This window comes from Cryptosporangium japonicum (assembly GCF_039524755.1).
In the GTDB taxonomy this organism is placed as follows: Bacteria; Actinomycetota; Actinomycetes; order Mycobacteriales; family Cryptosporangiaceae; genus Cryptosporangium; species Cryptosporangium japonicum.
On sequence record NZ_BAAAGX010000003.1, the window covers coordinates 78,590 to 104,562 of the forward strand.

Here is a 25,973-nt window from a genome sequence, read left to right on the forward strand (position 1 = left end):
ATGTCCTCGTCCACGCCGGGCAGCCGCCGGAGCGCGTCGGCGAACACCACGGCGGTGATCGCGGCGAGGATCGCCATCAAGGCACGTCCGGTCCGGTCCGGCACACGCGTCGGACGAGCGGACTCCAGGGCGGTCATGAATTCTCCTGTCATCGGGTGACCGAACGGGTCCAGGATCCGGCGCGAGGGCGCCGCTTCGCGTCCGTGAGAATTGCGTACGCAGTTGCGCCGGTTAGCCTCTCCCCATGGGAACGCCACCGCTCCCCCGGCCCGCCCTGATCGGCCGGGGCGACGAGCTGCGGCGGCTCGGCGAGCTCACCGGCGCCGCGAAATCCGGCCGCGGCGGGGTGCTGGTGGTGCGCGGCGAGGCCGGGATCGGCAAGACCGCCCTGCTCGCGCACGTCCGCGAGGCGGCGTCCGGATGGCGGGTGCTCGAGGCGTCCGGGTCGGAGTTCGAGCGGGAGCTGCCGTTCGCCGCGCTCCACCAGCTCTGCGTCCCGGTACTGGACCGCCTCACCGACCTGCCCACCCGCCACCGCGACGCGCTGCGAACCGCGTTCGGTCTGGCCGACGGCACGCCGGACCTGTTCCGCATCGGGCTCGCCACCCTGGAACTGCTGGCGTCCGCGGCCCGCGAGCGCCCGCTGCTCGGCGTGGTCGACGACGCCCAGTGGCTCGACGCGGCCTCGTCGAGGACGCTGGCCTTCGTCGGCCGCCGGGTGGCGTCCGAGCCGATCGCCCTGCTTCTCGCCCTCCGGCCGCCGGCACCGGACGAGCTGGCCGAGCTGCCGGGTCTCGACACGCGCGGGCTGAGCGACGCCGACGGCCGGACGTTGCTCGCGGCCCGCGGCCACCAGGTGCTCGACGAGCAGGTGCTCGACCGGCTGCTGGCCGAGGCCAGGGGAAACCCGCTGGCGCTGCTGGAACTGCCGCCGTCCGGTGGCTTCGGCCCGCCGGACCCGGCGCCGGTCTCCACCCGGATCGAACGCAGTTTCCGCGCCCGTCTCGCGGACCTCCCCCGGGACGCCCGTCTGCTGCTGACCGTCGCCGGCGCCGACCCGACCGGCGACCCCGGCCTGCTCTGGCCGGCCGCCGAACGGCTCGGCATCGACGTCGCGCCGGCGAGCGCGGCGGCCGCGGGCACCGGGCTGGTCACGTTCTCCACCCGCGTCCGGTTCTGTCACCCGCTGGCCCGCTCGGCGGTCTACCGGGCGGCCACCGCGAGCGACCGGCTCACCGCGCACCGCGTGCTCGCCGAGGTGACCGACGCCGTGGCCGACCCCGACCGCCGCGCCTGGCATCGCGCCCAGGCCAGCGCCGGGCCCGACGACGACGTCGCCGAGGAGCTGGAACGGTCGGCCTCGCGCGCACGGGCGCGGGGTGGCGTCGTGGCCGCGGCGGCCTTCCTGGAGCGCGCCGCCGACCTCTCCCGGAACGGCGCCGTCCGCGTCGCACGGACGCTCGACGCCGCTCGGGCCAAACTCGCCGCCGGCGATTCCCCGGCGGCGGCCGCGCTGCTCCGATCGGTGGAGAACGCGACGCTCGACGAGTTCCAGCACGCGTACGCCGACCTGCTCCGGGCGCAGGTGGCGTTCCAGAGCCACACCGACGACAGCGGGCCGGTCTTCATGATCCGCGCGGCCCGCCGCGTCGCGGACCGGGATCCGGAACTCTCCCGCCGGTACCTGCTGGACGCGCTGGAGATGAGCCTGCTGGTCGGCCGGGCCAGCGGCGTGCTGGACCAGGTCCTGGACGCGGCGCGGTCGTCGCGGCCGGCGCCCGGGCCCCCGGACGTTCTCGACGCGCTGATCGTGCTCGACGACGACGGGCACCAGGCGGCCGTACCGATGATCCGCAAGGCGCTCGACGAACCGTCGGATCCGCTGCGGACCACCCGCCCGGCGCTCGCGCTGATGCTCGCCGCCGAGCTGTGGGACCTGCACCTGCACGCCGAGATCGTCGACTGGCTCATCACCGAGGGCCGCGAGTCCGGCTCGCCGCTGCTGTTACGCCTCGGGCTGGCCCACGCCGGCGTGTACGCCGCGATGACCGGCGACCTCGGCCTGGCGATGTCGACGATCGCCGAGGAGGAGGCGATCGCCGACGCGACGGGCGGCCCGCCGATGCGGTACCACCGGATCCAGCTGGCCGCGGTGCGTGGCCGCCGCCGGGAGGCGCTCGAGCTGTTCGGCCGGGCCCTGGACGCGGCCACGGCCGACCGCAGCGGCCTGTTGATCGCCAACGTCCACTGGGCCACGGCCGCGCTGCACAACGGCCTCGCCGACTATCCCGCCGCGCTGGCCGCCGCCCGGCAGGCCGTCAGTGGCGGCGATCTGTTCCTGGCCGGCTTCTCGCTGCCCGAACTGGTGGAGGCGGCGGTCCGGTGCGGTGAGACGGCGACCGCCGAGGCGGCGCTGGCCGACCTCACGCGACGCACCGACGCCGCCGGCACGGTCACGGGGCTGGGCGTCGCGGCGTACTGCCGTGGGCTGGTGACCGGGTCCGAGGAGGAGTACCGCAGCGCGGTGGAGTACCTCGAGCAGAGCCCGCTGACCGTGTACCGCGCGCGGGCACACCTTCTCTACGGCGAGTGGCTGCGCCGCGCCGGACGACGGCGGGACTGCCGTCCGCACCTCCGCGCCGCGCACGTCGTCTTCGTCGAGGCCGGGATCGAGGCCTTCGCCCGCCGGGCCGCCGACGAGCTGCGCGCCACCGGCGAGCGCCCACGGGGACGCTCACCGCGCACCTACGATCAGCTCACCATGCAGGAGGTCCACATCGCGCGCCTGGTGGCCGCGGGTGCCACGTCGAACGAGGTCGCGGCGCGGCTGTTCATCAGCCCGCGAACCGTGGACACCCATCTGCGCAACATCTTCCGCAAGCTGGGCATCACCTCCCGCCGCCAACTGCGTGACCAGCCGCATCTGGGTACGTGACACCCGGCGGGTGCTCGGCGCCGGCCCGCAGGGCCCGCTCGGCCAGCACCGCCATCACCGGGGTGCACGCGTACACCAGCGCCTGCCAGCCGAAGCCGAGCGTGAACAGCACGGTGGCCACGCTCGCGGGTGCGGCGAACGGCAGCGCGACCGCCACCGCGAGGCAGCCGGCGGCCAGCACGATCTCCGACCAGGAATCCTGGAGGAACCGGAAACGGCTCGGCCGCACCCGGAACTTGTTCGTGCGCTGCCAGCGCGCCGGGCGTCCGATCAACACCCCGAACGCCGCGCTCGACATCGTCGGCTTCACCGCGAGCAGCGCGACGCACCCACCGAGGAACGCGCCGAAACCGGCGCCGACCGCCGTCCGGAACAGCGTCCACCGCATGATCCGGCGCGCCACCAGCCCGGCCGCCACCGGCAGCAGCAGCGCCGCCGCGACGTCCGGCACGTCGTGGCGCCAGAACGCCAACGCGACGAGCACGAGGCTGACCGGCAACGAGAGCACCCCCAGGCCGGTGACGAGCACGACCAGGCCGTAGTGGCCGTGCCGAACGCGCTGGGCACGCGTCAGCCGCGACCGCCCGACGTAGAGCCGGGCATGGGCCTTGAACTCCTGCCCGGGCCCGTAGGTCCAGCGGAACCGCTGCTTCTTCAGCTCGGCGACGGTCTCCGGGATCAGGCCCCAGCCGTAGGCCCGGTCGACCAGCACGGAGCCGTACCCGGCCGCGTGGGCCCGGATCGCGAACTCGGAGTCCTCGGTCTGGCACCACTCGGCCCATCCCCCGGCGGCGTCGAGCGTCTCCAGCCGGATCAGCGACATGGTGCCCACGGTGATGCCGGCACCGTGTTCGTTGCGCGAGCGCATCTCGGTGACCTGGGCCCACTCGTACCCGGTGTTCGCCCAGCGGCCGTACGCGGAGTGCGCATAGTCGCGGTAGGCGTGCGGGCACTGCACGAACCCGATCCCGGGGTCGTCGAAGAACCCGACGGTGTGCCGCAGCCAGCGCGGGTCGACCTGGTAGTCGGCGTCGACGAGCGCGACCAGGGCCGTCCTGGGGTCCAGGTGCGGCCGCGACCAGTTGAGCGCACCGGCCTTCGCCCCGGTGATGCCCTCGACGTGCAGGAAGCGGAATCGCTCACCGAGTTCCGCGCAGTGCCGCTCGACCGGTCGCCAGAGTTCCTCGTCGCGGGTGTTGTTGTCGATGACGAGCACCTCGAGGTGCGGGTAGTCGAGACGGGCCAGCGCGTCGAGCGTCGCGACGACGACCGACGGCGGCTCCGCGTGGATCGGCACCTGCACGGTAACGAACGGGGCGTCGGAGGGCGGCTGCCAGTCGACGAGCGGAGTGAGGCTGCGCCGCCACCGCCGGCGCAGCCCGACCTCCCAGTTCTCGTACAGCTGCAGCAGACTCGACGGGGTGCGCACGACGCCGACGACCGCGACCACCCAGAGCAGCGCCAGAGCGACCGGGTGGACGGTGGATCCGGACAGGTGGACGAGGCCGACGACCGTACCCGCCGCCGTGCTGACCAGGAGCGTCGTCCAGGCGACCGCTCCGGACGCGCGGAGCGCGGGCGTCCGGCGAACGGCCACCGCACCCACCAGGAGGACGCCCACCGCGACGCCGGCCACCGACGCCACCTCGCGCCCGACCAGGAGGGCGGCGCCGGCGCCCACCGCGGCACACCCCACCGGCACGACCGCGGCCGGTGGTCTCCATCCCCGGACCAGTTCCACGCTGAGCAGCACGACCGCACACAGGTGCGCGACGGCCGTGACCACGAAGAGGGTGTGCACCAGCTCCATTGTGTACGACACCGGGAGGTCACCTGAATCGCGTCAGTTATCCTCCAATTTAGACGTAACCGGTGCCACTCGACCCTCGCTGTCTCCCCGAAGGAGTTTCTTCGTGCCGCTCAAGCTCGGCGTCAATCTGCCCCAGACCACCCCGTACGACCTGGCGAAGGACGTTCCCGACTTCGCGCGCGAGGCGGAGCGCATCGGGTACGCCAGCCTCTGGGTGTTCGAACGGGTGATCACCCCGACCGAGCAGAGCGGCGCCCACGGCCTGTACGGCGTCCCCGACCTGCCCTGGCCCGACCACTACCAGCGGGTCACGGACCCCTTCATCGCGCTGGCGCAGGCCGCCGCGGTCACCTCGCGGATCGCGCTGGGCACCGGGGTGCTGGTCGCGCCACTGCACAACCCGGTCCAGCTGGCCAAGACCATGGCGTCGCTCGACGTCGCGTCCGGTGGCCGGCTGATCGCCGGTCTCGGCTCGGGGTGGTCGATCGACGAGTTCGACGCCGTCGCGCCCCGGCCGATCAGCGAGCGCGGCGCGGCGCTGGACGAGTTCCTCGACGTCGCCGCGACGATCTGGGCCGCGGACCCGGTGTCCTTCGAGGGGTCGACGTTCCGGCTGCCTCCCTCCTACCTCAATCCGAAGCCGAGCGGCGAGATGCCGATCTTCCTCGGCGGGCTCAGCGCACCGGCGCTGCGCCGGATCGCCGAGCGTCGTCTCGGGTGGCTGCCGACCGGGCTGTCGCCGGCGCAGACCACTGAGGCGCTGTCCCAGCTCCGTGACTCGGCGGGCGCCGAGCTGCCGTGCATCACCCAGGTCGGCTACCTCAGCCTGGCCGAGGTGCCGTCGGCCGGGCGGGCGCCGTACACGGGAAGCCCGGCGCAGCTGATGGAGGACCTGGCCGAACTCGCCGCCGGCGGCGTCGAGCACGTGTACCTGACCTTGCCGTACGGGTTCGGCAACCTGAAGGAACTGATCGACGCGGCCGAGCAGGTGTACGCCGCCGCCCAGGAATCCGGCCTCCTCGCGGACTGACCCGGAGCGGCATCGCTCCCTCACCCACTGCCCGACGGCTCCCGATGAGGCCGTCGGGCAAGGTGGGCGCCGGCTCCACCGGACGCCGCTCGTGACGCGCCCTCCGATCACGCCGACGGGCGCACCACCACCACCGGGCAGGTGGCGTGGTGGACGCAGTGCTGGCCCACCGACCCGAGAAGGGCTTCGGTCAGCCCTCCGTGTCCCCGGTTGCCGACCACGAGCAGCGTCGCCCCGTTCGCGGCGTCGACGAGGACTCGGCTCGCCGCGCCCTCGACCACGTGTTGCCGGACGGGAGGGCTCTCCCCGTCCGCCACGACCTGCGCGACCGTTCCGCCAAGAACGGAGCGCGCGGCTCCCTCGACGTCGAAGTCGCCCGGCGGCGGCAGGTAGCCGAACACGACGACGGGCTGCCAGGCGATGACGGCGTCGATGGTCGCTCCGGTGACGCGGGCCTGGTCCAGGGCCCAGCGCAGCGCGTGTTCCGACGCATCCGACCCGTCGACGCCGACGACGATACGGTCGGCCTCCGCTCCTGCTCGGCTCATGGCTGCCTTCCCTCGATGTCTGCCGATCCTTCTCGGGCAGTTCGATCGTCCGCCGACGAACCAGCCACGGCCCGGGTCGCCCGTCCCGGATCACCGGGTCTTCGGTCCCGACACCGCTCCGGCGTTCAGTCCGTGGCGGCACCGGCGACGGACCCGGCGGCGAGGTGCTGATCCGGCGCCGATCCAGGGTCTTTGGTCGCACCGGGCCGGGCCTTGTCGGCCCTACTGCGCCGGCCGCCGGACGACGACCGTAGCGGTGGGACCCGCTCGACGACGAAGGGAGCCGACGATGTCCGGCCGTGCGGCAATCGAGGTGCTGACCGAAGCGACCCTGGCTGCGCTCCGCGCCCCGTCCGTCCTCAACACCCAGCCGTGGCGCTGGTGCTTCGTCGGCGACACCGCCGAACTCCTGATCGAGGGCAACCGCCGACTCCGCGCGCTCGATCCCGAAGGACGCCTGCTGTTGATCAGCTGCGGCGCCGCGCTGGACCACGCGGTGACCGCGCTGCGTGCCGACGGCTACGCCGGGAGCGTCGAGCGCCTACCGGACGAGGCCCGGCCCGATCTGGTCGCCCGGCTGCGGATCGGCCCGCCGTGCGCGCCCGAGCCGCGTAACCACGAGGCGATCTACCGTCGTCAGACCGAACGACGGCCCTTCGCGGAGGAGCCGCCCGCGACCGCCGATCTGGACGCGCTGAGCGCGGCCGCCGTACAGCACGGCGTCCGGCTGCGCTTCCTGACGCCCGAGGAGCTGCCGTCGTTCGGTGACATCGCCGAGGTGGCCGACATCGTCGAGCACGCCGAGCGATCGCTGCTGACCGACCTCCGCACCTGGACCACCCGCCCGGCCGTCCGGCGGGACGGCCTGCCCGGGCGGACCGTCGTCCCGGACACCGGGCGAACGGTGCCGACGCGGACGTTCCGCCGCGAGCGGGAGGGGCAGGGGTCGGGCACCGACGGGGGCACCGTGTACGGCGTGCTGCTCACCGAACGCAACGACCGGCTCGCCTGGCTGGTGGCCAGAGAGGCGCTGTCCGACGTCTGGCTGACGCTGACCAGCCGTGGACTCGTCGCGTCGCCGATCAGCGAGGTCGTCGAGATCGCCTCGGCGCGGCGCGCGCTGCGCAGCCTGCTCGGAGCGGCCGGGCACCCGGCGATCGCACTGCGGATCGGCGTACCCGCGGATACGGATGCCCCACCGCGGACGGTGCGGCGTCCGAACTCGGACGCGCTCGGCTTCCCCGGCCGATCGTGATGTCCGCGTCGCGGATCGGAGAACCCGGGTACGACCGGATCCCGGCCGCGCGGGCCGGGGCCTCCGGCGGTACCCGAGGGTCGGCGTCCAGGTCGGTCACGATCAACGGATGCCCGTGCGCCACCATCCACCCGGCGAGCTCAGGCGTGCGGGTCGAGACGAATCGTGAACCACACGGTCTTGCCTCCGTGGTGCTGCTCGACGCCCCACCGGTCGGCGATCGCCGCCACCAGCTGCATCCCCCGCCCCCGCACCGCCCGCCGATCCAGTTCCCTCACCATCGGCGGAATCGACGACCCGTCGGTCAGCCCCACCCGCAACCAGTCGCCGGAGTGCACGAGCGTCAACTCGAAGCTGGCCTCCCCGCCGACGTGCTCGACCGCGTTGGACACCACCTCGCTGATCAGCATCACCACGTCGTCGCGACGCTCAGCGGGTGCGCCCCACGCCTCCAGCAGAGCACCGGTCAATCGACGCGCGATCTCCGGTGACGTCGGCTGCGGCGGAAGATCGAACCGCGCGTTCGAGGTACTCATCAGCGTGTCTCCGGTGGTGTCGTCCCGCCGGATCCCCACCAGCGCTCCGGATCATTGTGCGACGCGGAGTGCGCACCCGCTCGCCGAAGCGTGAACGCTGGATCGGCGTCACTCGGCGGCGGACGCGCGCTGCCGCCGGCGCGCGCGTAGCAGGCCGACGACGATGAACGCGACAACCAGAAGCGTCACGACCGCCTGGGCGACCCCGTGCAAGGTGAGCGCGGGAAGGACCACGCCGGCGAAGACGACGATCCAGAAAACCGGGCTCTTCGCGGTGATGAGTTTGGACATGCGATTGCTCCGTTCATGACACCTCCGAGCCAGCAGCGCGGCGGTTGATCAGTACGTTGATCACCGTAGGAGCAGGCGCCCGCCCGGGATCAGGGTCACGAGTCAGCTCTCCGACATGACAACTGTCACCGAAATGTCCGGCCGGGCTATCGTGACCCGCGAAGAGCGCAGGGAGTGCGGAGGCGTCGGATGTTCCGTTGGAGCCGGTCGACGGCACCCGGTGAGGTCGCGGCCGTCGTCGGGGTGTGGCTGCTGGTCACGCTCATGCTCTTTCTCAGCGTCGGCCAAGCCGGAGCGCAGCGGTTGCAGGAGAACCTGACCGTGCCCGTCGAGGCGATCTGCGACGTGCTGAGCGTCGTGGTCGCCGGGTGCTATCTACGGCTCGCGACCCTGTTCGACCGAGGGCTGCGGGGCCGGGAGATCCAGGTGCTGATGTGGATCCAGGTGGTGGCCTCGCTGGTGGTTCTGGGCCTGGGCAGCGCCTGGACGATGCTCGCGCTCGCGCTGGCAGCGGCGCTGCTCGTCGCCGTCGGCCGGCGCGGGCTGCTGGTCGTGGCGCTGCTCTGCGCGGCCGACGTGGCCTTGCTGCTCGTGAAGTCGGACGGCACACCCGTCGCCGCCTGGCTCGCCATCCCCGCGACGGTGTTCGTCGCCGGCTGCGGTCTCTACGCCGTGACCTGGTTGCGCATCGTGCTCCACGAGCTGCGCCGGACGCGGGAGGAGATGGCCCGGGCCCGGGTGGACGAGGAGCGTCTGCGGATCTCGCGTGAACTGCACGACCTGCTCGGCCGCACGCTCGTCGCCGTTTCGCTGCGCAACGAAGCCGCGCTACGGCTGCTCGACTCCGACCTCGAGCGCTGCCGCGCCCAGCTCACCGCTCTTCGATCGCTGGTCATCGACGGTCAGGCCAGGCTCCGGTCCTTGACCAGCGGACCGGCACTCATCAGCCTCGACGACGAGTTGGCCAGCGCGCGCGAATTGTTCGATCTGCTCGGTGTGCGGGTCGAGATCGCCGCCGTCGAGGTCGAGGACCGCGTCGTGGATCAGCTGTTGGCCGCGGTCGTCCGCGAGACCGTGACGAACACCCTCAAACACGGGCGGCCCACCTGGTGCCGGATCGGCATTCAGCGTCAGTCCGCGGCCATCGTCGCCACCGTCGTCAACAACGGGGTCGTCCCGTCGTCCGACGACGGTGCCCACACCGGGCTCGACGGTATCCGCGTGCGCGTAGCGGCCTTACACGGTGAAGTGTCGGCCGAAGCGGTCGCCGGTGGCCAGTTCCGCGTCGTCGTGCGGATCCCCTACGTCGGGGCGGACTCGCCGCTTCCGCAGGACGAGGAGCCGGCCCGGGCCGGGACGACCGAGCCGCTGGCCGGTCGGCCGGCGGTCCGCTCATGAGCGGACGACCACTCAAGCTGCTCATCGCCGACGATGTCGAGCTCGTCGCCGAGGCGTTCGAGGCCTTGCTCGGCACCGAGCCCACGTTCTCGGTCGTGGCCCGGGTCGGTCGCGGTGATCACGTGCTGCCGGCCGTCGAGAAGTACCGTCCCGACGTGGCCCTGCTCGACGTGGACATGCCCGGTGCCACCGGTATCGAGGCGGCCCACCTGGTGACCGCCAAGTACCCCGACTGCAAGGTCGTCCTTCTGACCGCTCTGCCGGGCAGCGGTCACCTGCACCGGGCGTTGAAGGCCGGGGCCTCCGGGTACCTCGTCAAGGCGACGACCGGGGCGCGGCTCATCGCTGCGATCAAGAACGTCGCGACCGGGACGATCGTCATCGACCCTCAGCTCGCCGCGGACGCCCTGCGCAGCGGACCCAACGCACTCTCCGAGCGCGAACAGGAGATTCTGCGTCTCGTGGACCGAGGGCTGAGCACCCGGGCGATCGCGACCGAGTTGTTCCTCTCCCACGGTACGGTCCGCAACTACCTGTCCACCGTCATGGCCAAGCTCGGCGCCCGTTCCCGGGTCGAGGCAGTCCGTGTCGCACACCGCCGCGGCTGGCTCTGACGGCGCCGGCTGCGCCAGGTCGTGCCGTCCGGGCCACGGCGACGCCGCGGTCCGACCCGAGAATCGGCTGGTGACCTCGTCTGACGTAACGGTAGGGTCACGGTCCGGCCGAGTCGGAGGAACCGCCGTTGACCACGAGGATGCACGAGCACGAGGTGTCGATCGACCAGACCCTGGTCGAGCGGCTGGTCGCGGCTCAGTTTCCCCAGTGGGCGAACCTTCCGGTGCGGCACGCGTCATCGGCCGGCACCGACAACGCCATGTTCAGGCTCGGCGACACGATGGTCGTGCGTCTGCCCCGGATCGATTGGGCCGCGGGCTCGGTCGATCACGAACAGACGTGGCTACCGGTGATCGGCCCGCTGTTGCCGGTGGCGACGCCAGCGCCGCTGGGCCTGGGCGAGCCGGCGTACGGGTATCCCTGGCGCTGGTCGGTCTACACCTGGCTCGACGGCGCGAACCCGACCGCCGACGACCTCACCGAGCCGCTCGTACGCGACATCGCCGACTGCCTCAACGCCATCCGTGCCCTCGACGTGCCGGGGGGCCCGGTCAATCAGCGGGGCTTCGGTTTCGAGGCGCGGGACGAGGTGACCCGGCGGTCGATCTCCGAGATGGTGGGCATGGTCGACACCGCCGCGGTCACCGCGGTCTGGGACGCCGCCTTCACCCTCCCGCCCTGCGAGCCTCCGGGCACCTGGATCCACAGCGACGTCGCCCCGGGCAACCTGCTGGTGCGGGACGGGCGTCTGGCCGGTCTGATCGACTTTTCCGGTGTCAGCCGCGGCGACCCGGCCGTCGACATCGGACTCGCCTGGAACCTGCTGCCGGCCCGGCTCCGTCCGGCCTTCCGGGACCAGCTCGACGTCGACGAGGCGACCTGGCTCCGGAGTCGCGCGTGGTCGCTCTCCCAGGCCTGCCTCCAGCTGCCCTACTACCACGAGACGAACAAGCCCCTGGCCGCACAGGCACGGTACGTGATCAGCGAGGTTCTAGCCGACGCCGCGACCACCTGACGCCGCCGCCGAGGCCAGCCGTCCGGTCGCGTGCCGTAACACCACCCGCTCGTCGCGGAACGCGTGCGTGTGCCCCATCGCCACGCTTTCGCTCAGAATCGAAACGCTCGTTCTCGATATGAACGTATAGGATGCGAGCATGCAAGCGCCCGAGCAGTACCGCCGTGGCGTCCCACCCGGCAGCGAAGTGGACGTGGCCGCCCTCTACTGGGAGGCGTTCGGCCGCAAACTCGGCCCTGCGCTCGATCCACCGGAGGCCGGGCGGGCGTTCCTCGCCACGCACCTCAACCACGACCGAGCCGTCGTCGCGATCGCCGGCGGCCGGGTGGTCGGGGTGGCGGGTTATCAGCTCCGCGGACGCGCTCTCACCGGCGGCGGCGCCCGGGACGTGCTGTCGGCCTACGGTGCCGTCCGCGGGTTGCGCCGGTTGGCGATCCTCGCACTGTTCGAACGCACGCCCGCCCCGGGAGAACTGGTCATGGACGGCATCGCGGTGGACGCGCGACACCGGGGCCACGGCATCGGCAGCAGCCTGCTGAGCGAGATCGTCACGATCGCCGCCGAGAACGCGTGCCGTCGGATCCGCCTGGACGTCATCGACACCAACCCGCGGGCGCGGGCTCTGTACGAGCGCCACGGCTTCGTCGCGCGCCGCACCGAGCAGACGCCCTACCTGCGGCGCCTGCTCGGCTTCGGCGCGGTGACCACGATGCACCGCCCGGCGACGGCCGCACCCCGGAGCGGAGCATGACACCCGACCGCCCCGAGATCCCCACCCGGCTGCTCGTGCACGCGCTCGTCCGTGAGGACGGCTCGGTCGACGCCGGCGAGCTCTATCCGGTCGCGAACGCGCTCGGCCTGACCGACCAGCAGGTGCGGCTCTGCGTCAAACGCCTGGTCGACGAGGGCCGGTTCACCCAGACCGGGCGCGGGCGCAAGGCCGTGCTGCGGGCAGTGACCGACCCCTCCGGGAACCTCGCTCCGGACGCGGACCACGTCCGCTACGCCTACCGCCAGGACGCGGGCCTCGCGCCATGGGACGGCACCTGGCACCTGTTCGCGTTCGCCGTGCCCGAAGCGCGACGCGCGGCCCGCGACGCCCTGCGCGAAACGCTGCTGCACCTCGGCGCCGCACCGCTCCAGGGCGGCCTCTACGTCACCGCCAACGCCGTCGCGGACGCCGTCGAGGCGCACGCGCGTTCGCTCGGCGTGCTCGACTCGGTCACGTTCCTCACCAGCACCGACCTCCGCGTCGGGAGGCTCACCGACCCACCCGCGCTCGCCGCGGCGCTCTGGCCGCTGGACGAGATCCGGGCCGGCCACGAACGGCTCGCCGCACTCGCCGCGCGCTGCCTCGCCGACCTGGAGGCCACGCCGGAGCCCGATCCGATTCAGCGACTCACGATGGCCGTCGGACTCGCCGCCGAGTTCACCCGAGCCATGCGGCCCGACCCGCTGCTCCCCCCGGAGCTCCTGCCCTCACCCTGGCCCGGCGCCGCGGCGCGCCGACTCGCCGCCACCTGCTGGGAACGCCTCGATCACGCCGGCCCCGCGGAGACCGACGGGTCGTCGCGCCTGCGCTTGTTCCGGCTCTATGAGCACGCACTCCCTTGAAGCCGATTGATATCGTCGAAGACCTGACTGAGCATCCACTGTGGTGGGCCGCCCGTGTCCCGGGGAGAGATGCGATGCCGAGCAACAGCACACCCCCCACCGCCGCAAGGCTCGGGATCTGGGGAAATATCGGAATCTGGATCGCCTTCGGCGCTGCCCTCGGCCTCCTCGCCGGGCTTCTTCTCGACAACGTCGGTTTCGGTGTAGCGCTAGGTCCAGGCCTGGGGGTGGCCGCCTGGGCCGTCTTCATCGGGTCGCGGCCGAACACCCACGGTGAATCCTGAGCGTCCCGGCCGAGTCGACCGTGACCCGGCCGCCGCCCGCTGTTCGAGCGACGGCCGGGCGCCGCTCAGTCGTAGTACGAGTTACGCAGGTACGGCCAGGTCTTCGAGCCGACCTTGCCGTCCTCGGTCAACCCCGCGCGGTGCGCGGAGTTCATGCGCTTCTGGAACGCGAGCGCCGCGGCCCGGGAGTTCGAGCCGAACACCCCGTCGATCGTGCCGGGGTTGTAGCCGCGGTACTTGAGCAGACACTGCGCCTCGATGCCGGCGGCCGAGACACCGGTGGCCGACGGCTGCACGGTGGTGCCCGCGTAGTGACCGGCGTACCAGTAGCCGCTGGCCGAAATATCGTAGTCGCACGAGTACGCCGCGGACGCCGCGGACGCCGGGAGCAGGGCGAGGCCACCGCCGAGGGCCAACACCGCGGCGGCCAACGCCAGTCGCCTGCGAACGGCGAGAGCAGAACGGATCATGCCGGGTCCCTTCCTGGGAAATGCCGCTGAGGAACGCGGTCGGGTGACCGCAGCCCGGTCGGCCGCCTCGTCGGAGAGCCGGCCGACCGGTGCGGTAGCGGGACCGGGCGCGTCAGGGAAGTTCGTAACAGGCGGTCTTGCGGGAGGTCCCGACCGCGCTGAACACCATCTTTCCGCGCGTCTCCGGGCCGTAGACGCCGTCGTCGTCGGCGCCGATCTGTCGCTGCACGGACTGCAGGGCGGACTTCGTCGCCGGGCCGAAGTTGTTGTCCTCGGAGATGCTCTTGCCGTAGCAGTACTTCAGGCTGTGCTGCAGGGCCCCGACCGCGGAGCTGACCGAGCCCGAGCCCATCTGGCAGGTCGTGGAGCCGTTCGCGGCAACCGGTGCCCAGAGCATTCCGCCGGCGTTGTCACCGGCGATTGTCTCTCCTCGCTTGGTGCACTGCGGAGCCGCCGACGCGGGCGACGACGGCACCACGGCCAGGAACAAGCTGGGCAGAATCACTGCGGATGCGGTGATGACCATCTTACGTAAACGCACGAAGATCCTCTCGTCGGCACACCGCCCGAAGGTCCTGAGTGGGCGGTGCGGCGAGTCTAAGCGGACCGCGGACGTCCACAATGGTCACAAGTTCGTCCCGGGACGGCGTCCCAGCAGCTCAGCCGCTAGGTGTCCCATCCTGTCCCGTCCTGTCCCGCCCTTCTCCTCCAGTTCCGGACCCGGCCGGCCGGCGACGTCGGACATGCGGTGGCGGATGCTTGCGGTCCATCCCGGCTGACGCGCGGACCCTACTCGTGCTCGATACTTGCGCGACCCGCTGCCGGCCGGGTGACTCCGCCGCCCAGTGGCGTCGGACCGTACCGCCGGAAGAGCCGCGTAAAGGCATCGCGCGCCCGGGCCGGGAGCCCGCTCGAACGAACGGGCTCCCGGGAGGTCACGCCGGGGCGGTGTCGATCGCCGGGAACGGTGCGAACGGCGCGTCGGGGACGAGGCCGTCGGCGGTCCAGGTGAACGTCCGGGAGTAGGTCCGGGGTTCGGTGCTGTCGGTCTGCTTGAGGCTGATCGAACCGAGCTGCCCGTCGACCAGTTTCACGAGGTGTCGTCCGCCGGCGAAGTTGCGGGTGGCGGTGATGTAGTCACGCACCTCGGGACGGTCGTCGTGCCAGTAGTACAGGTAGTAGAACTCACTCGAGACGCCCTTCGCGTCGTCGTAGCACCCGAGTTTGACGATCGCCTCACGGGCGTCGTCCGCGGAGACGTCGACGGTCTCGACCAGGGTGATGGTGTAGCGGTGGTCGCCGGCGGTGGCCGCGCCGGATTGCGGATTCCCGCCGTTCGCCGTGAACGCGATCCGGCCGCCGGGACAGGTGGCGCCGTCGGGCAGGGCGGCTGCCGTCCACGGCAGGTCGATGACCGCCGCGCCCCAGGCGAAGGTGGACGGAGTGCTGGTGTCCGACGGTGGGGGCTGGTCACCGACGGCGGCGGACGGTGTGAGTGCTGCTAGCGCGCCGACCACAGCGGCCACCAGCGCGATGACGCGTGAACGTTGACGAAACACGTGATCCCCGTTCTTCTCACCGGTCCCTCCGGTGACTCGGCGAGCGTGCCCGGCATCCGTACCGATTTCGAGAGACGGTCCGCTACTGGACACAGTGGAACCGAACCGGGCCCGAACTGCGTGCAGGGAACCGTCGTGCCTCGCCGAACGACGCTGAACCACCCCCTCGCGCGCGCCTGCCATGCTGGCCCCCATGCAGCCCAGGGCGAAGCTCGACACCGACGGTCGGATCTCTGCGGGCCAGGAACTGGTGCGCCGCGTCGTGGCCCGCCGGCGACTGGTGGCCGGGGTGCTGGCCGCGGTGGTCGTCGTGCTGCTCGGGACGACCGTGGCCTGGAGAACCGGGCCCGCCGACGATCCGGTCGTCCCCGCCGGGTCGCCCCGCGAACTCGACGCCCGGAGAACCGACTCGGCCGGCGACCGTGCCGTCCCCGCCGGGCCGTCGGGCGGACTCGACGCCCTCGCGTCGCCGATCGACCTGGGCTGGCTGCCGCCCGGCTTCCACCCGCCCCGCGCGGCACTGATCGCCCCGGGAATCTACGGGTTGCAGACCGAACGCGACGACCCGCCGACCACGCTGACCGTCACCATGCCGGGCACCGAGCCGACACGTGGGACGGCCGAGGGCACGATGACCTCCGTCGCGGTGAGCGGGAAACCCGCCACGGTCGTCTCGGTACCGCCGCCGCCCGGCGACCAGGAGGGCGTGGGCGAGATCCGATCGGCCTACCGGCTGCTGGTCCTCGAACGCAAGCCCGGCGAGTGGATCCAGGTCCGGGCCGGTACCAGCGGCAGCGACGACGTCGACGTGAGCGTCGACGACCTCCGCCGGATCGCCGAAGGGCTGGTCGACCGGCCGCGTCCGGTGGCGGACCTGGTGCGGTTCGCCACTCTCCCGGGCGGCGTGGAACCCGGAACCGTCACGTCCGACCCGGCGACCGGCGCCGCCGTCGCGTTCGTCGGTCCCGGCGAGCGGCCCCCAGTGGATCCGGGCTGGACGGGGGTGATCACCGAGTACCGGGGAACCCGGGTCTGGGTCGGCGTGGGGAACATCCACCTGCTCGGGCGTCCGGTGGGGTTCACACCGGGCCTGCCCGTGCGGCGGGAGATCCGCGTCGAGGGGCGCCGGGTCTGGTTGCTGGCCGACCGGCCGCCGGACCGGCTGGGCGCGGTCGTGATCCTCGACGGGAACCTCGGCGTCGCGGTCAGCGCCACCGGCCTGACCGACGAGCAGCTCGCGCGGTTCGCCGCGGGCATCCACCCGGGCCCCGACCTGTGAGCCGTCCGCGGCCAGGGGCTGGGCGGCCCGGGTTCCAGCGCCCCGCTGGTACATCAACCCGACATGATCGGGTAGCCAGGCAAGCCAGGAGTGAACAACTCGACACTCATGCAACGTCATCTGCGCGGTCAGCGTCTGACTGGCAGTGAAGACGAGCTCTCGTACAGAAGCAGGGGTCGCTCTCCGGCTCCTCGGTCCGATTCGGCTGATCGGTTCGGATCGTGAGCGCACGGTCGTCGGGGGCAAGGCCCGGGCGGTGCTCGCCGCGCTCGGTCTGCGTCTCAACGAGGTGGTTCCGGTGGAGCTCCTGGTCGAGGAGCTCTGGGACGGGGCGCCGCCCTCGACTGCGCGCAATACCGTCCAGGTCTACGTCTCGACCGTTCGTCGTGGATTGGAGGCTGTCGGCGGGCCGCTCGGTCTTGACCGCGCGGCGGGCGGCTACCGGCTGACCGGTCGGCGTGACCAGGTTGACTGGCTGCTGTTCGAGGACCTCTGCGGTCTGGCGCGATCCGCCGATCGGGAGATGGCCGCCACCGCGCTGCGCCGTGCGCTGCGACTGTGGGAGGGCCCGCCTCTGGGCAATGTCGTGGACACCCCGCTGCATCGCCGATTCGCACCACGAATGGATGACGCCCGTCTCGTCGCCGAGCGGCTGTGGGCGGGCGAGACGACGACCGGAACCGGCTCCGCGCCGATCACGCCGCGCGGACGAGGCTCGGAGGGGTTCGTCGGCAGGCGCAGCGAGATGGCAGAGGTTGCCACTGTGCTCGCCGACGGCGGTCTGGTCACTCTGGCCGGGCCGCCGGGCGTCGGTAAGTCACGGCTTGCCGCCGAGGTCGCCGCCCAGGAGTCCGAGGCGGTGATCGTCCGGCTGGACGCTGTCACCGATCCGGACGGGATCGTCGCCGCGGTGGCGGATGCTTGCGGTCCGATGCCGCCCTGGCTCGCGCGTCGTCCGCCGGCCGAGCAGGTGCGGTCCGTGGTCGCTGACGCGCGGACCCTGCTCGTGCTCGACAACTGTGAACACGTGGCCGCGGCGTGCGCCGACCTGGTCCGTTCGCTGTTGGACGCGGGCCCGGTGCGGGTCCTCGCCACCAGCACCTCTCCGCTCGGAACAGCGGCCGAGACGGTGTACCGGCTCGCGCCGCTGCCGGTACCCGGTCCCGGGGTGACCACGGCGGAGGAGGCACTCGCCGCCGACGCGGTCGCGCTGTTCTGCGCCCGCGCCCGCGCGGTACGCCCGGAGTTCGAGCTCACCGACGCGATGGCGCCGACCATCGCCGAGATCTGCCGGGCGGTCGACGGCCTGCCGCTCTCGATCGAACTGGCGAGCGGCCGAATCTCGGTGCTCACACCGACTGAACTCGTCGAACGCCTGAGTGACCAGCTCCGCGTCCTTCGCGCCCTCCCCAAGCAGTCACCGGAGCGGCACGCTTCGCTGGCGTCGGCGCTGACCGCGGCGGCCGAACGACTGAGCGCGGCCGAACGGGAGCTGTTCGCGGAACTCGCCCGGTTCACCGACTCCTTCACGCTCCGGGCAGCGGAGGCGGTGTCCGAACTACCCGACGTCCTCGATCTGCTCCACGGGGTGGTGGACGCGTCGTTGGTCACCTCCGACGTCTCCGGATCGGAGGCCCGGTTCCGCATGCTGGAGGCGGTTCGGCAGTACGGCCGCACGCTGCCGGCCCCACCTGACATTGCCGAGCGGCTCGAGCGATACCTGACCGACCTGGCCCGGGACGCCGCGGCCGGCCGGCACGGCCCCGACCGGTCGCGATGGCAGTTCCGGCTCGACACCGCCCGGCCGGACCTGCACGCCGTCCTCCGTCGCGCGATCTCCGACGAGCGGTTCGACCTCGCGTTGCCGCTGGTCGCCGATCTCTGGTGGTGGTGGGCGAACGTGTCGCCCCGCGCCGGGCTCCACTGGTACCGGCGGGTGCTCCCCGCGGCCGAGGCGGCCGGTGTGGAGCCCGGGCTGCTCCTGCCCGCGCAGCTGGCCGCCGCCGTCATCGCGTCGTACGCGGTGCCGTCCGAAGCCCTGGGCTACGCGGAGCGGGCGCTGGAGAGCGCCCGGGCGCTGGACGATCTGCCGGCGATGATCCGCGCTTCCGAACAGCTGGCCGACATCGCCCATGAACTCGGTGATCTTCCGCGCGCCCGCCGGGCGGGAGAGCGAGCCTGGCTGTTGGCGTACGGTACCGGCGACCGGTACGCGATCGGACGGTGCGCGCTGCTGCTGGCCTACAACGGCCTGGCGGCGGACGACCCGATCGAAGCGCGGCGCTGGGCGAACGACGCGCTGGACGAGTTCGCGGCGGCTGGGGACGACAGCGGCGTCGCGGAGTGTGAGCTGGTGCTGGCCGAGTTACTGACCGGCGACGGCCGGTTCGACGAGGCAGCCGCCTTGCTGACCCGCGCCCTGTCGACGTTCCACGACCGGCGCAACGACGGCCAAACCGCGCGGGCGGCGATCCTGTCGGCCATCGTGTCCGATCGGCAGGGCGCGGAACAGCGGACCACGGTGCTGCTCGGCGAGGCCTTCGACCGGCACGCCGAGGTGGGACACGCATGGGCGCTGGCCCACGATCTCGATCTGCTGGCCGTGGCCAGAGCGCGTCGATCGGCCACTGAGACGGCGGCGGCGGTGGACGATCTGCGATGGGCCGCGCTCCTGGTCGGCGCGGCTCGCGCCGTACGCGCGGAAGCCGGACTCGCGCCGCTGCCTCACGACCTCGTCGTGCAGCAGGCGGTCCTGGACGCCTCCCGCGCCGCGCTCGGCGGGCCGGGTGCCGAGGGCGCCCGACGACGGGGCGAGTCCGGCAACTTCGCCGCGGCGGTCGGATGGGGGCGCACCGCACTCTGAGCGGTGCACCCCCACCAGGTCAGGACGGCAGCACGTCGACCCACTTGCTCGGCTTCAGCACGTCCGCCTGCGCCGCGGCGCCCCCGGCGAACAGCGCCACGACCACGGCCAGAACGACCAGCAGAACCCGAGCCAACAACCGCCGCTGTGCACGTACCACCACTGCTACCCCGCTTTCGGTCAACGACGACGTCTGAAGGCCAGAAGGCTATTCGCCGAAGCTGAAGACTCGATAGAGCGGTAGGCCTTCAGGAACTTTCAGCCTTCCACTACGGACCTGCGACGCGATCGAGTGCGTGGGACGGTCGGCGGGTCGGCATTACGCACGAGGAGAACGATGAAGCTGCGTACCAAAGTGTCAACCGCCTGCGCCACGGTTGTCGGCGTCTTAGCCGGAAGTCTGGTGGGTGCCGGCTCGGCCAGCGCCGCGCGGGCGGACTGCTACAACTACCAGGAAGTGATCTGTATTGCCGAGCACGGGGACTGGACCGGACGCATCTGGCGCCAGAAGCCGAGCCAGATCGAGGGTTGCCGGTCGTTGGTGCCTGACGGTTTCAATGACATGGCCACGATCTGGGTCAACCGGACCGGCGTTGCCGGGCACGGTTACTCGATGACTCTGTTTGAGCACTCCGACTGCACGGGGCGCTTTCTCACGACCTATGCGGGGATCTGGGACCGGGGAACCGAGTTCAACGACAAGGCCAGCGCGATCCGAGTGGAGTGGTAGTAGCCCTCGCAGCTCGCGGCACCGCGGCCGGAGTCGTCCCGGAGTGGTCGGTGGAGCTCACCGCCGACTCCCACCGTCCCGACGGGTCGGAAGTCCACCTTCCGGCCCGTCGAGCAGCGCGGGAGCGAGCGGACTCCCCTCCCCCGAGCGGCGAGAGGGTTCGCGCGAGGCCCCGCTCGGTCTGTGGTCCGAGTGTTCTCGGCAGATCCGGTCGAATGAGGCATGCTCGCGCTGGCGGCGCTCGGCGAAGGCTCCCGCGCGAGGGTCCCGGTGGCGGCCGGCGACCGCCACCGGGACCCGCGTCAGACCGTCACGGACGTGGCCGTGCCGGGGGTGAGCCAGTGCAGGCTGTCCCGCACCACGGCCGGCGCCGCGGCGAAGGCGGCCTCGACGACGGATCGGCCTTCGCTGAAATGGCTCCAGCCCTCGTAGTGCACCGGCAGGACCGTGCGGGCCCGGACGAGTTCGCACAGCTCGGCGCCGTCGGCCGCGGTCATCGAGTAGTGCAGCGGACCGGTGAGGCCGAACTTCACCGCGCCGAGGTGGAGCACGGTCGTGCCGATCGTGAACCGCTCGGCCACGTGCCGGACGCCCGGGTAGAGCACCGTGTCGCCGGTGATCCAGACCGGGCCGTGACGCTGGCCGTCCCACCGGAGCACGAAGCCGGTCACCTCGCCGGCGATCGGCCGGCTCAGCGGCGGCCCGTGCCGGCACGGGGTCGCGGTGATCTCGATCGTCGGCTTGCCGGCCGCGGCCAGCTCGGTGACCTCCCAGGGAGCGAGTCCGGTCGCCCGGCCACCGAGTCGCCGGCCCCCGGCGGTGGTGGTGACGACCCGGCCCGCCGACGGCAGCAGGGCGCGGCCCGCGTCGTCCAGGTTGTCGGCGTGGTGGTCGTGGGTGAGGAACACCGCGTCGATGCGGCCCAGTGCGTCCACCGGGACGGCCGGGCCGGTCACCTTGCGCGACGCCGTGCCCCAGCCGAACTTGTAGGTCCGGCCGGGGGCGTCGAACGTCGGATCGGTGAGGATCCGCCAGCCGCCGACCTCGATCAGCGTGGTCGGGCCGCCGATGTGGGTGATCCGCAGCTCGCTCACCGGGCGTGTCGCAGGGCCCACTCGAGGACGTCGTCGGCGATCTGCTCCCAGCCCTTCTGCGCCGGCAACAGGTGGGCGTAGCCCTCGTACTCCCGTCGTTCGGTGACGGTGTTCGACTTGTAGTGCTTGGCGTTCGAGGCCTGGATCGCCGGCGGCATGATGTGGTCCTCGGAGCCGGAGACGAACAGCAGGGGCGCCCGGTTGTCGTTGTGGTAGTCGACCCAGGTGTCCTGGTGCCCGGGCTGGAAGTTGGCCAGGACGCTCCCCCAGAGGATCCCGCCGTTGGCCGGGATCGCGTAGCGCTCCCACAGTGCCCGGCCCTCTTCCTCGGAGAACGTGTTGGTGAACGCGTACTGCCACTCCTCGAACGTCAGCGGCACCACCTTGTGACGGTTCGCCGGGCTCTTGAGCGCGGGGAAGGTCGACTTCACCTGCGACAGCGGCACCACCCGGACGCCCTCCGTGGGCGCCGAGTTCATCGCCACGCCGACCGCGCCGAAGCCGTGGTCGAGCAGGATCTGGGTGAACGCGCCCCCGGCCGAGTGCCCGATGATGATCGGCGGCGACTCCAGGCCGCGGAGCACGCTCTCCAGGTGGCCGATGATCTGCGGCACCGTGGACCGCAGAACCGGCGTCGGGTCGGCGTTGAGTGCCTCCACCTCGACCTCGTAGCCGGGGTAGGCGGGTGCGAGCACCCGGAAGCCCTTGTTCTCGTAGTGGCTGATCCAGTTCTCCCAGCTGCGCGGGGTGACCCAGAAGCCGTGGACGAGCACGATCGTGTCGGGTGCCATGTCAGGCGTCCTTTCCGGAGAGGAAGTCGAGCAGGTCGCGGCCGAGCTGATCCTTGTGCGTGTCGGTGATGCCGTGCGGAGCCCCGGGGTACACCAGCAGGCGGGCACCCTTGATCCGGGCGGCCGAGGCCTGGCCACCCACGGCGAAGGGGACGACCTGGTCGTCGTCGCCGTGGATGACGAGCGTGGGGACGTCGATGGCGTCCAGATCGGGCCGGAAGTCGGTGGCCGAGAACGCGGCGATGCTCTCGTAGGCGTTGCGGTGCCCGGCGGCCATGCTCTGTAGCCAGAAGGCGTCGCGGATGCCCCGGGAGACGTTCGCGCCGGGACGGTTGTGGCCGAAGAACGGCCCGTCCGCCAGGTCGTGGTAGGTCTGGGACCGGTCCGCGAGCGAGCCGGCCCGGATCGCGTCGAAGACCTCCACCGGCACCCCGTCGGGATTGTCGGGGGTGCGCAGCATGAACGGTGGTACCGCCGAGACGAGTACCACCTGCGCCACCCGGGAGGTGCCGTGCCGGCCGACGTAGCGGGCCACCTCACCTCCGCCGGTGGAGAAGCCGACCAGCGTGACGTCGCGCAGGTCGAGCTGGTCGATCACGGTGGCCAGGTCGTCGGCGTAGGTGTCCATCTCGTTGCCGTGCCAGGTCTGGGTGGAACGGCCGTGCCCGCGCCGGTCGTGCGCGATGACGCGGTAGCCGTTGCCGGCCAGGAACAGCGCCTGCGCCTCCCAGCTGTCGGAGTTCAGCGGCCAGCCGTGGCTGAGCACGACCGGCCGGCCCGAGCCCCAGTCCTTGACGAAGATCTCGGCACCGTCGGCGGTGGTCACGTAGGGCATCAGGAGACTCCGTTGATCGCGGCGAGGATGACGGCGGTGGTCGGGCCCGGCTGGGAGATCATCGCCACGTGTGACGACGTCACCTCGGTGACGTGGGAGTGGGCACGCTGGGCCATGAAGCGCTGGGCCGCCGCCGGGATCACCCGGTCGTCCCGGGCGACCAGGGTCCAGGACGGGATGCTCTTCCAGGCCGGGGCACCGGACGGCTGGGTGAGGGTGGCCAGCTCGGACGGCCGCTGGGTGGCCGCCATGACCGCCGCGGTGCCGGCCGGCACGTCGGCGGCGAAGACCGAACGGAACAGCGCGGGCTTGAGGTAGCCGTCGTTGCCACCCGGGTACGGGCGGACGTCGAGGGCCGCCGGGCCGAGCTCGCTGCCGGGGAACCGGGCCGACAGGCCGCCGACCGTGTCGCCCCGGTCGGGCGCGAACGCGGCGACGTAGACCAGCGCCTTCACGTTCGGGTTGCCGGTGGCCGCGTTCGTGAGGACGAATCCCCCGTAGGAGTGGCCGACCAGCACGATCGGGCCCGGAATGCTCGCGAGCACGCTCCGGACGTACGCGGCGTCGGCGTCGACACCGCGGAGCGGGTTGGCCGGCGCCAGCACGGGATAGCCCTTGCGTACCAGGTTGCGTGCGACGTCGTTCCATCCGGACGCGTCGGCGAACGCGCCGTGGACGAGGACGACGGTCGGCTTCGGGCCGGAACGGCCCGCCGCGGTGGCGGCCGAACCGCTCATTCCGAGCAACACCGCGACGGCGACGAGAAGGCTCAGGAAGGGCCAGTAACGCGGAGATCTGATCATCGTGTTCCTCACACTGCCGGGCACGTTCGGACCGGCACGGCGAGCACTGTGGCACCGCGTCGGCCGTGGGAGTGTTCTGACGATGCAGAGGTCTGTCGCCTCGTTGCGCACTTGGGCCTCACCCGGGAACGCGGTCGCCCCCGGCGGCCGCGACGCCGGCGTTCTCCGGCACGGACCGCGCTGCCACCAGCTGCCGGGGAGTGACGCCGAAGGCCTGCCGGAACTTGGCGGTGAAGAAGCTCGGGTTGGAGAAGCCCCAGGCCCGGCCGACCGCCGCGATGGAGGTGTACCGCCGGTGCGACGCGGTCAGGTCGGCACGGGCGCCCTGCAACCGCTGCTCGATGATCGACTGTTCCAGGCTCTGCCCCATCGTCTCGTACAGCTTGTACAGGGCGCGCAGCGACATCGCGTTCGCCGCGGCGATACGCGCCGGGGTGAGGTCGGGATCGCGCAGGTTCTGGCGGACGTAGGCCTGTACCCGGGCCTGCGTCGAGGACTGCATCGAGTCCCGGAGCCGCTGCCCGCTGCCGGCGGCCGAGATCACCAGCGCGCGCATCAACTCGGCGGACGCGACCCCGAGCTCAGCCGCGGCAGCGGTGTCGGCCAGCTGTTCCGCCTGCGCGGTCAGGCGGGCGACGTGGTCGCGCACCAGGTCGTACAGCGGACTGCGCCGCGGCTGGGTGGCCGCCGCGTGGATCAGGTCCCGGGGCACGCCCAGGTGGTCGACGTCGACGTGCAGTGCGTACGAGGCACCGGCGCCCTTCCATCCGTACACGTAGGGCACGGACAAGTCGACCAGGATCAGATCCCGGGGCCCGAACAGCCGCTCCTCGCGGGCCCAGGTCATGTGGTTGTCGGTACGCGTCGGCAGGGCCAGCACGATGGACGACTCGTCCGACGACCGCGACATCTTCGGGGTGCGGCGCAGCGTCGTTCCCGACGCCTCGATGTTGAAGACCTTCGCGGGGCCGAAGTCGGAGACGGTCATTCTCGCCTGGATCGCGGCCGGGTCCTCGAACGAGGCCATGCTGGACGAGCAGTTGGCGCTGACCGTGGTCTGGAACGCCTCGGCGCGTTCTCCCGGGTGCAGTGATCGTGTATCGAGAACGAGCATGATTCGACTCCCCATCCGCTCCTGACGGGGGGAAAGTAGCGTCGGCGAGCCGGTTGATCAGCGGCCCTGTGTGCACGGACGTTTCCCACCGTGCACGATCACGAGGGCGGTGCCTCTCCCTGCACTCGTCGCCACTGACCCGGCGAGATGCCGTAGCGGGCCTTGAACCGCCGGGCGAAGTGCGTCGGGTCCCGGAATCCCCAGCGGCGAGCGATCACGGCGATCGGAAGGTGCCGGTTGTCCTGATCGGCGAGTTCGTGCCAGACGCGGTGCAGGCGTTGAGTGATCACCCATTGTTCGAGGCTCAGGTCAGCGTCCGCGCAGACCTTGTACAGGTGCCGCAGGGAGACGTTGTGCGCGGCGGCGATCCGTCCGGGGGTGAGGTCGGGGTCGGCCAGATGCCGGCGGACGTAAGCCCGGACGCGGGTCAGCAGGGTCTCGGCGAGCACCTGGCTCGTGACCTGCTCCGCACGGTCGGCGGAGGCCAGCAGCGCCCGAGCCAGCTCGATGCTGGCGGTGGCGACGGTCGCCACCGCCGGGTCCGCGGTGATCCGCGCCCGATCCCGGACGAGGTTCGTGATGTGGGCGGTGACCATGCGATACAGCGGGCTGGCCCGCAGCCGGGGAATCGCCCGCCGGATGACGTCGATCGGCAGTCCCAGCTGATCGACCGGAATCTGGATGCATCCGGCCGCACCATGACCGGACCACGCGTAGTCGTAGGCACCGGACAGGTCGACGGCGAGCAGGTTCCCCGGCGGCACCACCTGCAGGTGTCGTCGCTGCTCGAGGTGACCGTGGGCGCGTTCCTGAACGGACACCGCGACGACCGGCATCGCCTCCTGTTTGGCGAGCTTGTCGGTGCGCAGCAGGCGGATGCCCGAGGAGCGGGTGAGGAAGATGTTCGCGTCGCCGAGGTCCCAGACTTCCAACCGGCAATGGACGTCGCCGTCGGGGTCCTCGTGGAGGACGTGGCACGGCGCCGAGGCGTGCATCATCGCGGCGTAAACGGCCTCGATCCGGTCCTCCGGCGGGATGCCGGCGGTATCGAGCACATACGGCATGGCTTCGGCTCCCACGACGCGTCCGGGACGCCCAGGATAA

Annotated in this window: 24 protein-coding genes and 1 pseudogene; 11 read left to right on the forward strand and 14 right to left on the reverse strand. The window is 71.9% G+C overall.

Features of this window, described 5'->3' with window-relative positions; translation table 11 throughout:
- Positions 1 to 244: 244 nt before the first annotated feature.
- Positions 245 to 2,935, forward strand: coding sequence for a helix-turn-helix transcriptional regulator (locus ABD437_RS02225; protein WP_344647020.1), 2,691 nt, complete (start codon positions 245 to 247; stop codon positions 2,933 to 2,935).
- Here the strand turns inward: ABD437_RS02225 and ABD437_RS02230 are convergent.
- Entirely contained in the window at positions 2,889 to 4,757 is a 1,869-nt protein-coding gene (locus ABD437_RS02230; protein WP_344647021.1) for a glycosyltransferase, read from the reverse strand. The genes ABD437_RS02225 and ABD437_RS02230 overlap by 47 nt on opposite strands.
- Before the next feature lie 91 nt (positions 4,758 to 4,848).
- On the opposite strand from ABD437_RS02230, the gene ABD437_RS02235 reads away from it, so the two are divergent.
- Entirely contained in the window at positions 4,849 to 5,775 is a 927-nt protein-coding gene (locus ABD437_RS02235; RefSeq protein ID WP_344647022.1) for a TIGR03619 family F420-dependent LLM class oxidoreductase, read from the forward strand.
- A 107-nt stretch (positions 5,776 to 5,882) separates the two neighbouring features.
- Here ABD437_RS02235 and ABD437_RS02240 read toward each other — a convergent pair whose 3' ends face one another.
- Positions 5,883 to 6,323, reverse strand: a complete 441-nt coding sequence (locus ABD437_RS02240; RefSeq protein ID WP_344647023.1) for a universal stress protein — start codon at positions 6,321 to 6,323, stop codon at positions 5,883 to 5,885.
- Positions 6,324 to 6,612: 289 nt separating this feature from the next.
- On the opposite strand from ABD437_RS02240, the gene ABD437_RS02245 reads away from it, so the two are divergent.
- Complete coding sequence (locus ABD437_RS02245; RefSeq protein WP_344647024.1) at positions 6,613 to 7,578, forward strand: Acg family FMN-binding oxidoreductase; 966 nt, start codon at positions 6,613 to 6,615, stop codon at positions 7,576 to 7,578.
- A 49-nt stretch (positions 7,579 to 7,627) separates the two neighbouring features.
- Here the strand turns inward: ABD437_RS02245 and ABD437_RS42945 are convergent.
- The 3 genes and pseudogenes from ABD437_RS42945 to ABD437_RS02255 all read right to left on the reverse strand — a co-directional run.
- Positions 7,628 to 7,705, reverse strand: a pseudogene (locus ABD437_RS42945) (hypothetical protein); the annotation flags it as partial.
- Between the two features lie 13 nt (positions 7,706 to 7,718).
- Positions 7,719 to 8,153 carry an ATP-binding protein gene (locus tag ABD437_RS02250; protein WP_344647025.1) on the reverse strand — a complete coding sequence of 145 codons (435 nt, stop codon included), beginning with the start codon at positions 8,151 to 8,153 and terminating at the stop codon, positions 7,719 to 7,721.
- Positions 8,154 to 8,222: 69 nt separating this feature from the next.
- Positions 8,223 to 8,405: a hypothetical protein gene (locus ABD437_RS02255; protein WP_344647026.1), complete on the reverse strand. Its 183-nt coding sequence runs from the start codon at positions 8,403 to 8,405 to the stop codon at positions 8,223 to 8,225.
- Between the two features lie 189 nt (positions 8,406 to 8,594).
- Here ABD437_RS02255 and ABD437_RS02260 point away from each other — a divergent pair, with 189 nt between their 5' ends.
- From ABD437_RS02260 to ABD437_RS02280, 5 genes are all read left to right on the forward strand, one after another.
- Positions 8,595 to 9,803, forward strand: coding sequence for a sensor histidine kinase (locus tag ABD437_RS02260; RefSeq protein WP_344647027.1), 1,209 nt, complete (start codon positions 8,595 to 8,597; stop codon positions 9,801 to 9,803).
- Positions 9,800 to 10,417: a response regulator gene (locus ABD437_RS02265; RefSeq protein ID WP_344647028.1), complete on the forward strand. Its 618-nt coding sequence runs from the start codon at positions 9,800 to 9,802 to the stop codon at positions 10,415 to 10,417. The genes ABD437_RS02260 and ABD437_RS02265 overlap by 4 nt, the downstream gene beginning before the upstream one ends.
- Positions 10,418 to 10,545: 128 nt before the next feature.
- The gene (locus ABD437_RS02270) at positions 10,546 to 11,433 is read left to right on the forward strand and encodes an aminoglycoside phosphotransferase family protein (protein ID WP_344647029.1); all 888 of its coding nucleotides are present in this window, start codon (positions 10,546 to 10,548) and stop codon (positions 11,431 to 11,433) included.
- Between the two features lie 139 nt (positions 11,434 to 11,572).
- Entirely contained in the window at positions 11,573 to 12,184 is a 612-nt protein-coding gene (locus tag ABD437_RS02275) for a GNAT family N-acetyltransferase (protein WP_344647030.1), read from the forward strand.
- On the forward strand, positions 12,181 to 13,047 hold the full coding sequence (locus ABD437_RS02280; protein WP_344647031.1) for a PaaX family transcriptional regulator C-terminal domain-containing protein: 867 nt from the start codon (positions 12,181 to 12,183) through the stop codon (positions 13,045 to 13,047). The genes ABD437_RS02275 and ABD437_RS02280 overlap by 4 nt, the downstream gene beginning before the upstream one ends.
- A gap of 349 nt (positions 13,048 to 13,396) precedes the next feature.
- Here the strand turns inward: ABD437_RS02280 and ABD437_RS02285 are convergent, their stop codons facing one another.
- From ABD437_RS02285 to ABD437_RS02295, 3 genes are all read right to left on the reverse strand, one after another.
- Complete coding sequence (locus ABD437_RS02285; protein WP_344647032.1) at positions 13,397 to 13,801, reverse strand: peptidoglycan-binding domain-containing protein; 405 nt, start codon at positions 13,799 to 13,801, stop codon at positions 13,397 to 13,399.
- Positions 13,802 to 13,913: 112 nt separating this feature from the next.
- Entirely contained in the window at positions 13,914 to 14,306 is a 393-nt protein-coding gene (locus ABD437_RS02290; RefSeq protein ID WP_344647033.1) for a peptidoglycan-binding domain-containing protein, read from the reverse strand.
- 430 nt (positions 14,307 to 14,736) lie between these two features.
- Positions 14,737 to 15,360, reverse strand: a complete 624-nt coding sequence (locus tag ABD437_RS02295) for a hypothetical protein (protein ID WP_344647034.1) — start codon at positions 15,358 to 15,360, stop codon at positions 14,737 to 14,739.
- Positions 15,361 to 15,553: 193 nt separating this feature from the next.
- Between ABD437_RS02295 and ABD437_RS02300 the strand changes: the two genes are divergently transcribed.
- The 3 genes from ABD437_RS02300 to ABD437_RS02310 all read left to right on the forward strand — a co-directional run bounded on the left by ABD437_RS02300 (position 15,554) and on the right by ABD437_RS02310 (position 20,232).
- The gene (locus ABD437_RS02300) at positions 15,554 to 16,639 is read left to right on the forward strand and encodes a hypothetical protein (RefSeq protein ID WP_344647035.1); all 1,086 of its coding nucleotides are present in this window, start codon (positions 15,554 to 15,556) and stop codon (positions 16,637 to 16,639) included.
- Between the two features lie 145 nt (positions 16,640 to 16,784).
- On the forward strand, positions 16,785 to 19,502 hold the full coding sequence (locus tag ABD437_RS02305) for an ATP-binding protein (RefSeq protein WP_344647036.1): 2,718 nt from the start codon (positions 16,785 to 16,787) through the stop codon (positions 19,500 to 19,502).
- A 337-nt stretch (positions 19,503 to 19,839) separates the two neighbouring features.
- The gene (locus ABD437_RS02310) at positions 19,840 to 20,232 is read left to right on the forward strand and encodes a hypothetical protein (protein WP_344647037.1); all 393 of its coding nucleotides are present in this window, start codon (positions 19,840 to 19,842) and stop codon (positions 20,230 to 20,232) included.
- A gap of 302 nt (positions 20,233 to 20,534) precedes the next feature.
- On the opposite strand, the gene ABD437_RS02315 is transcribed toward ABD437_RS02310, so the two are convergent.
- From ABD437_RS02315 to ABD437_RS02340, 6 genes are all read right to left on the reverse strand, one after another.
- Positions 20,535 to 21,326 (reverse strand): MBL fold metallo-hydrolase, encoded by a 792-nt coding sequence (locus ABD437_RS02315; protein WP_344647038.1) that lies wholly within the window; start codon positions 21,324 to 21,326, stop codon positions 20,535 to 20,537.
- Positions 21,323 to 22,117 carry an alpha/beta hydrolase gene (locus tag ABD437_RS02320; protein ID WP_344647039.1) on the reverse strand — a complete coding sequence of 265 codons (795 nt, stop codon included), beginning with the start codon at positions 22,115 to 22,117 and terminating at the stop codon, positions 21,323 to 21,325. Before ABD437_RS02320 ends, ABD437_RS02315 begins: the two co-directional genes overlap by 4 nt.
- A 1-nt stretch (position 22,118) precedes the next feature.
- Positions 22,119 to 22,952: an alpha/beta fold hydrolase gene (locus tag ABD437_RS02325; protein WP_344647040.1), complete on the reverse strand. Its 834-nt coding sequence runs from the start codon at positions 22,950 to 22,952 to the stop codon at positions 22,119 to 22,121.
- Positions 22,952 to 23,755: an alpha/beta fold hydrolase gene (locus ABD437_RS02330; protein WP_425558072.1), complete on the reverse strand. Its 804-nt coding sequence runs from the start codon at positions 23,753 to 23,755 to the stop codon at positions 22,952 to 22,954. The genes ABD437_RS02325 and ABD437_RS02330 overlap by 1 nt, the downstream gene beginning before the upstream one ends.
- Positions 23,756 to 23,873: 118 nt before the next feature.
- Entirely contained in the window at positions 23,874 to 24,869 is a 996-nt protein-coding gene (locus tag ABD437_RS02335; protein WP_344647041.1) for a helix-turn-helix domain-containing protein, read from the reverse strand.
- A gap of 98 nt (positions 24,870 to 24,967) precedes the next feature.
- Complete coding sequence (locus tag ABD437_RS02340; protein ID WP_344647042.1) at positions 24,968 to 25,933, reverse strand: helix-turn-helix domain-containing protein; 966 nt, start codon at positions 25,931 to 25,933, stop codon at positions 24,968 to 24,970.
- Positions 25,934 to 25,973: the final 40 nt, after the last annotated feature.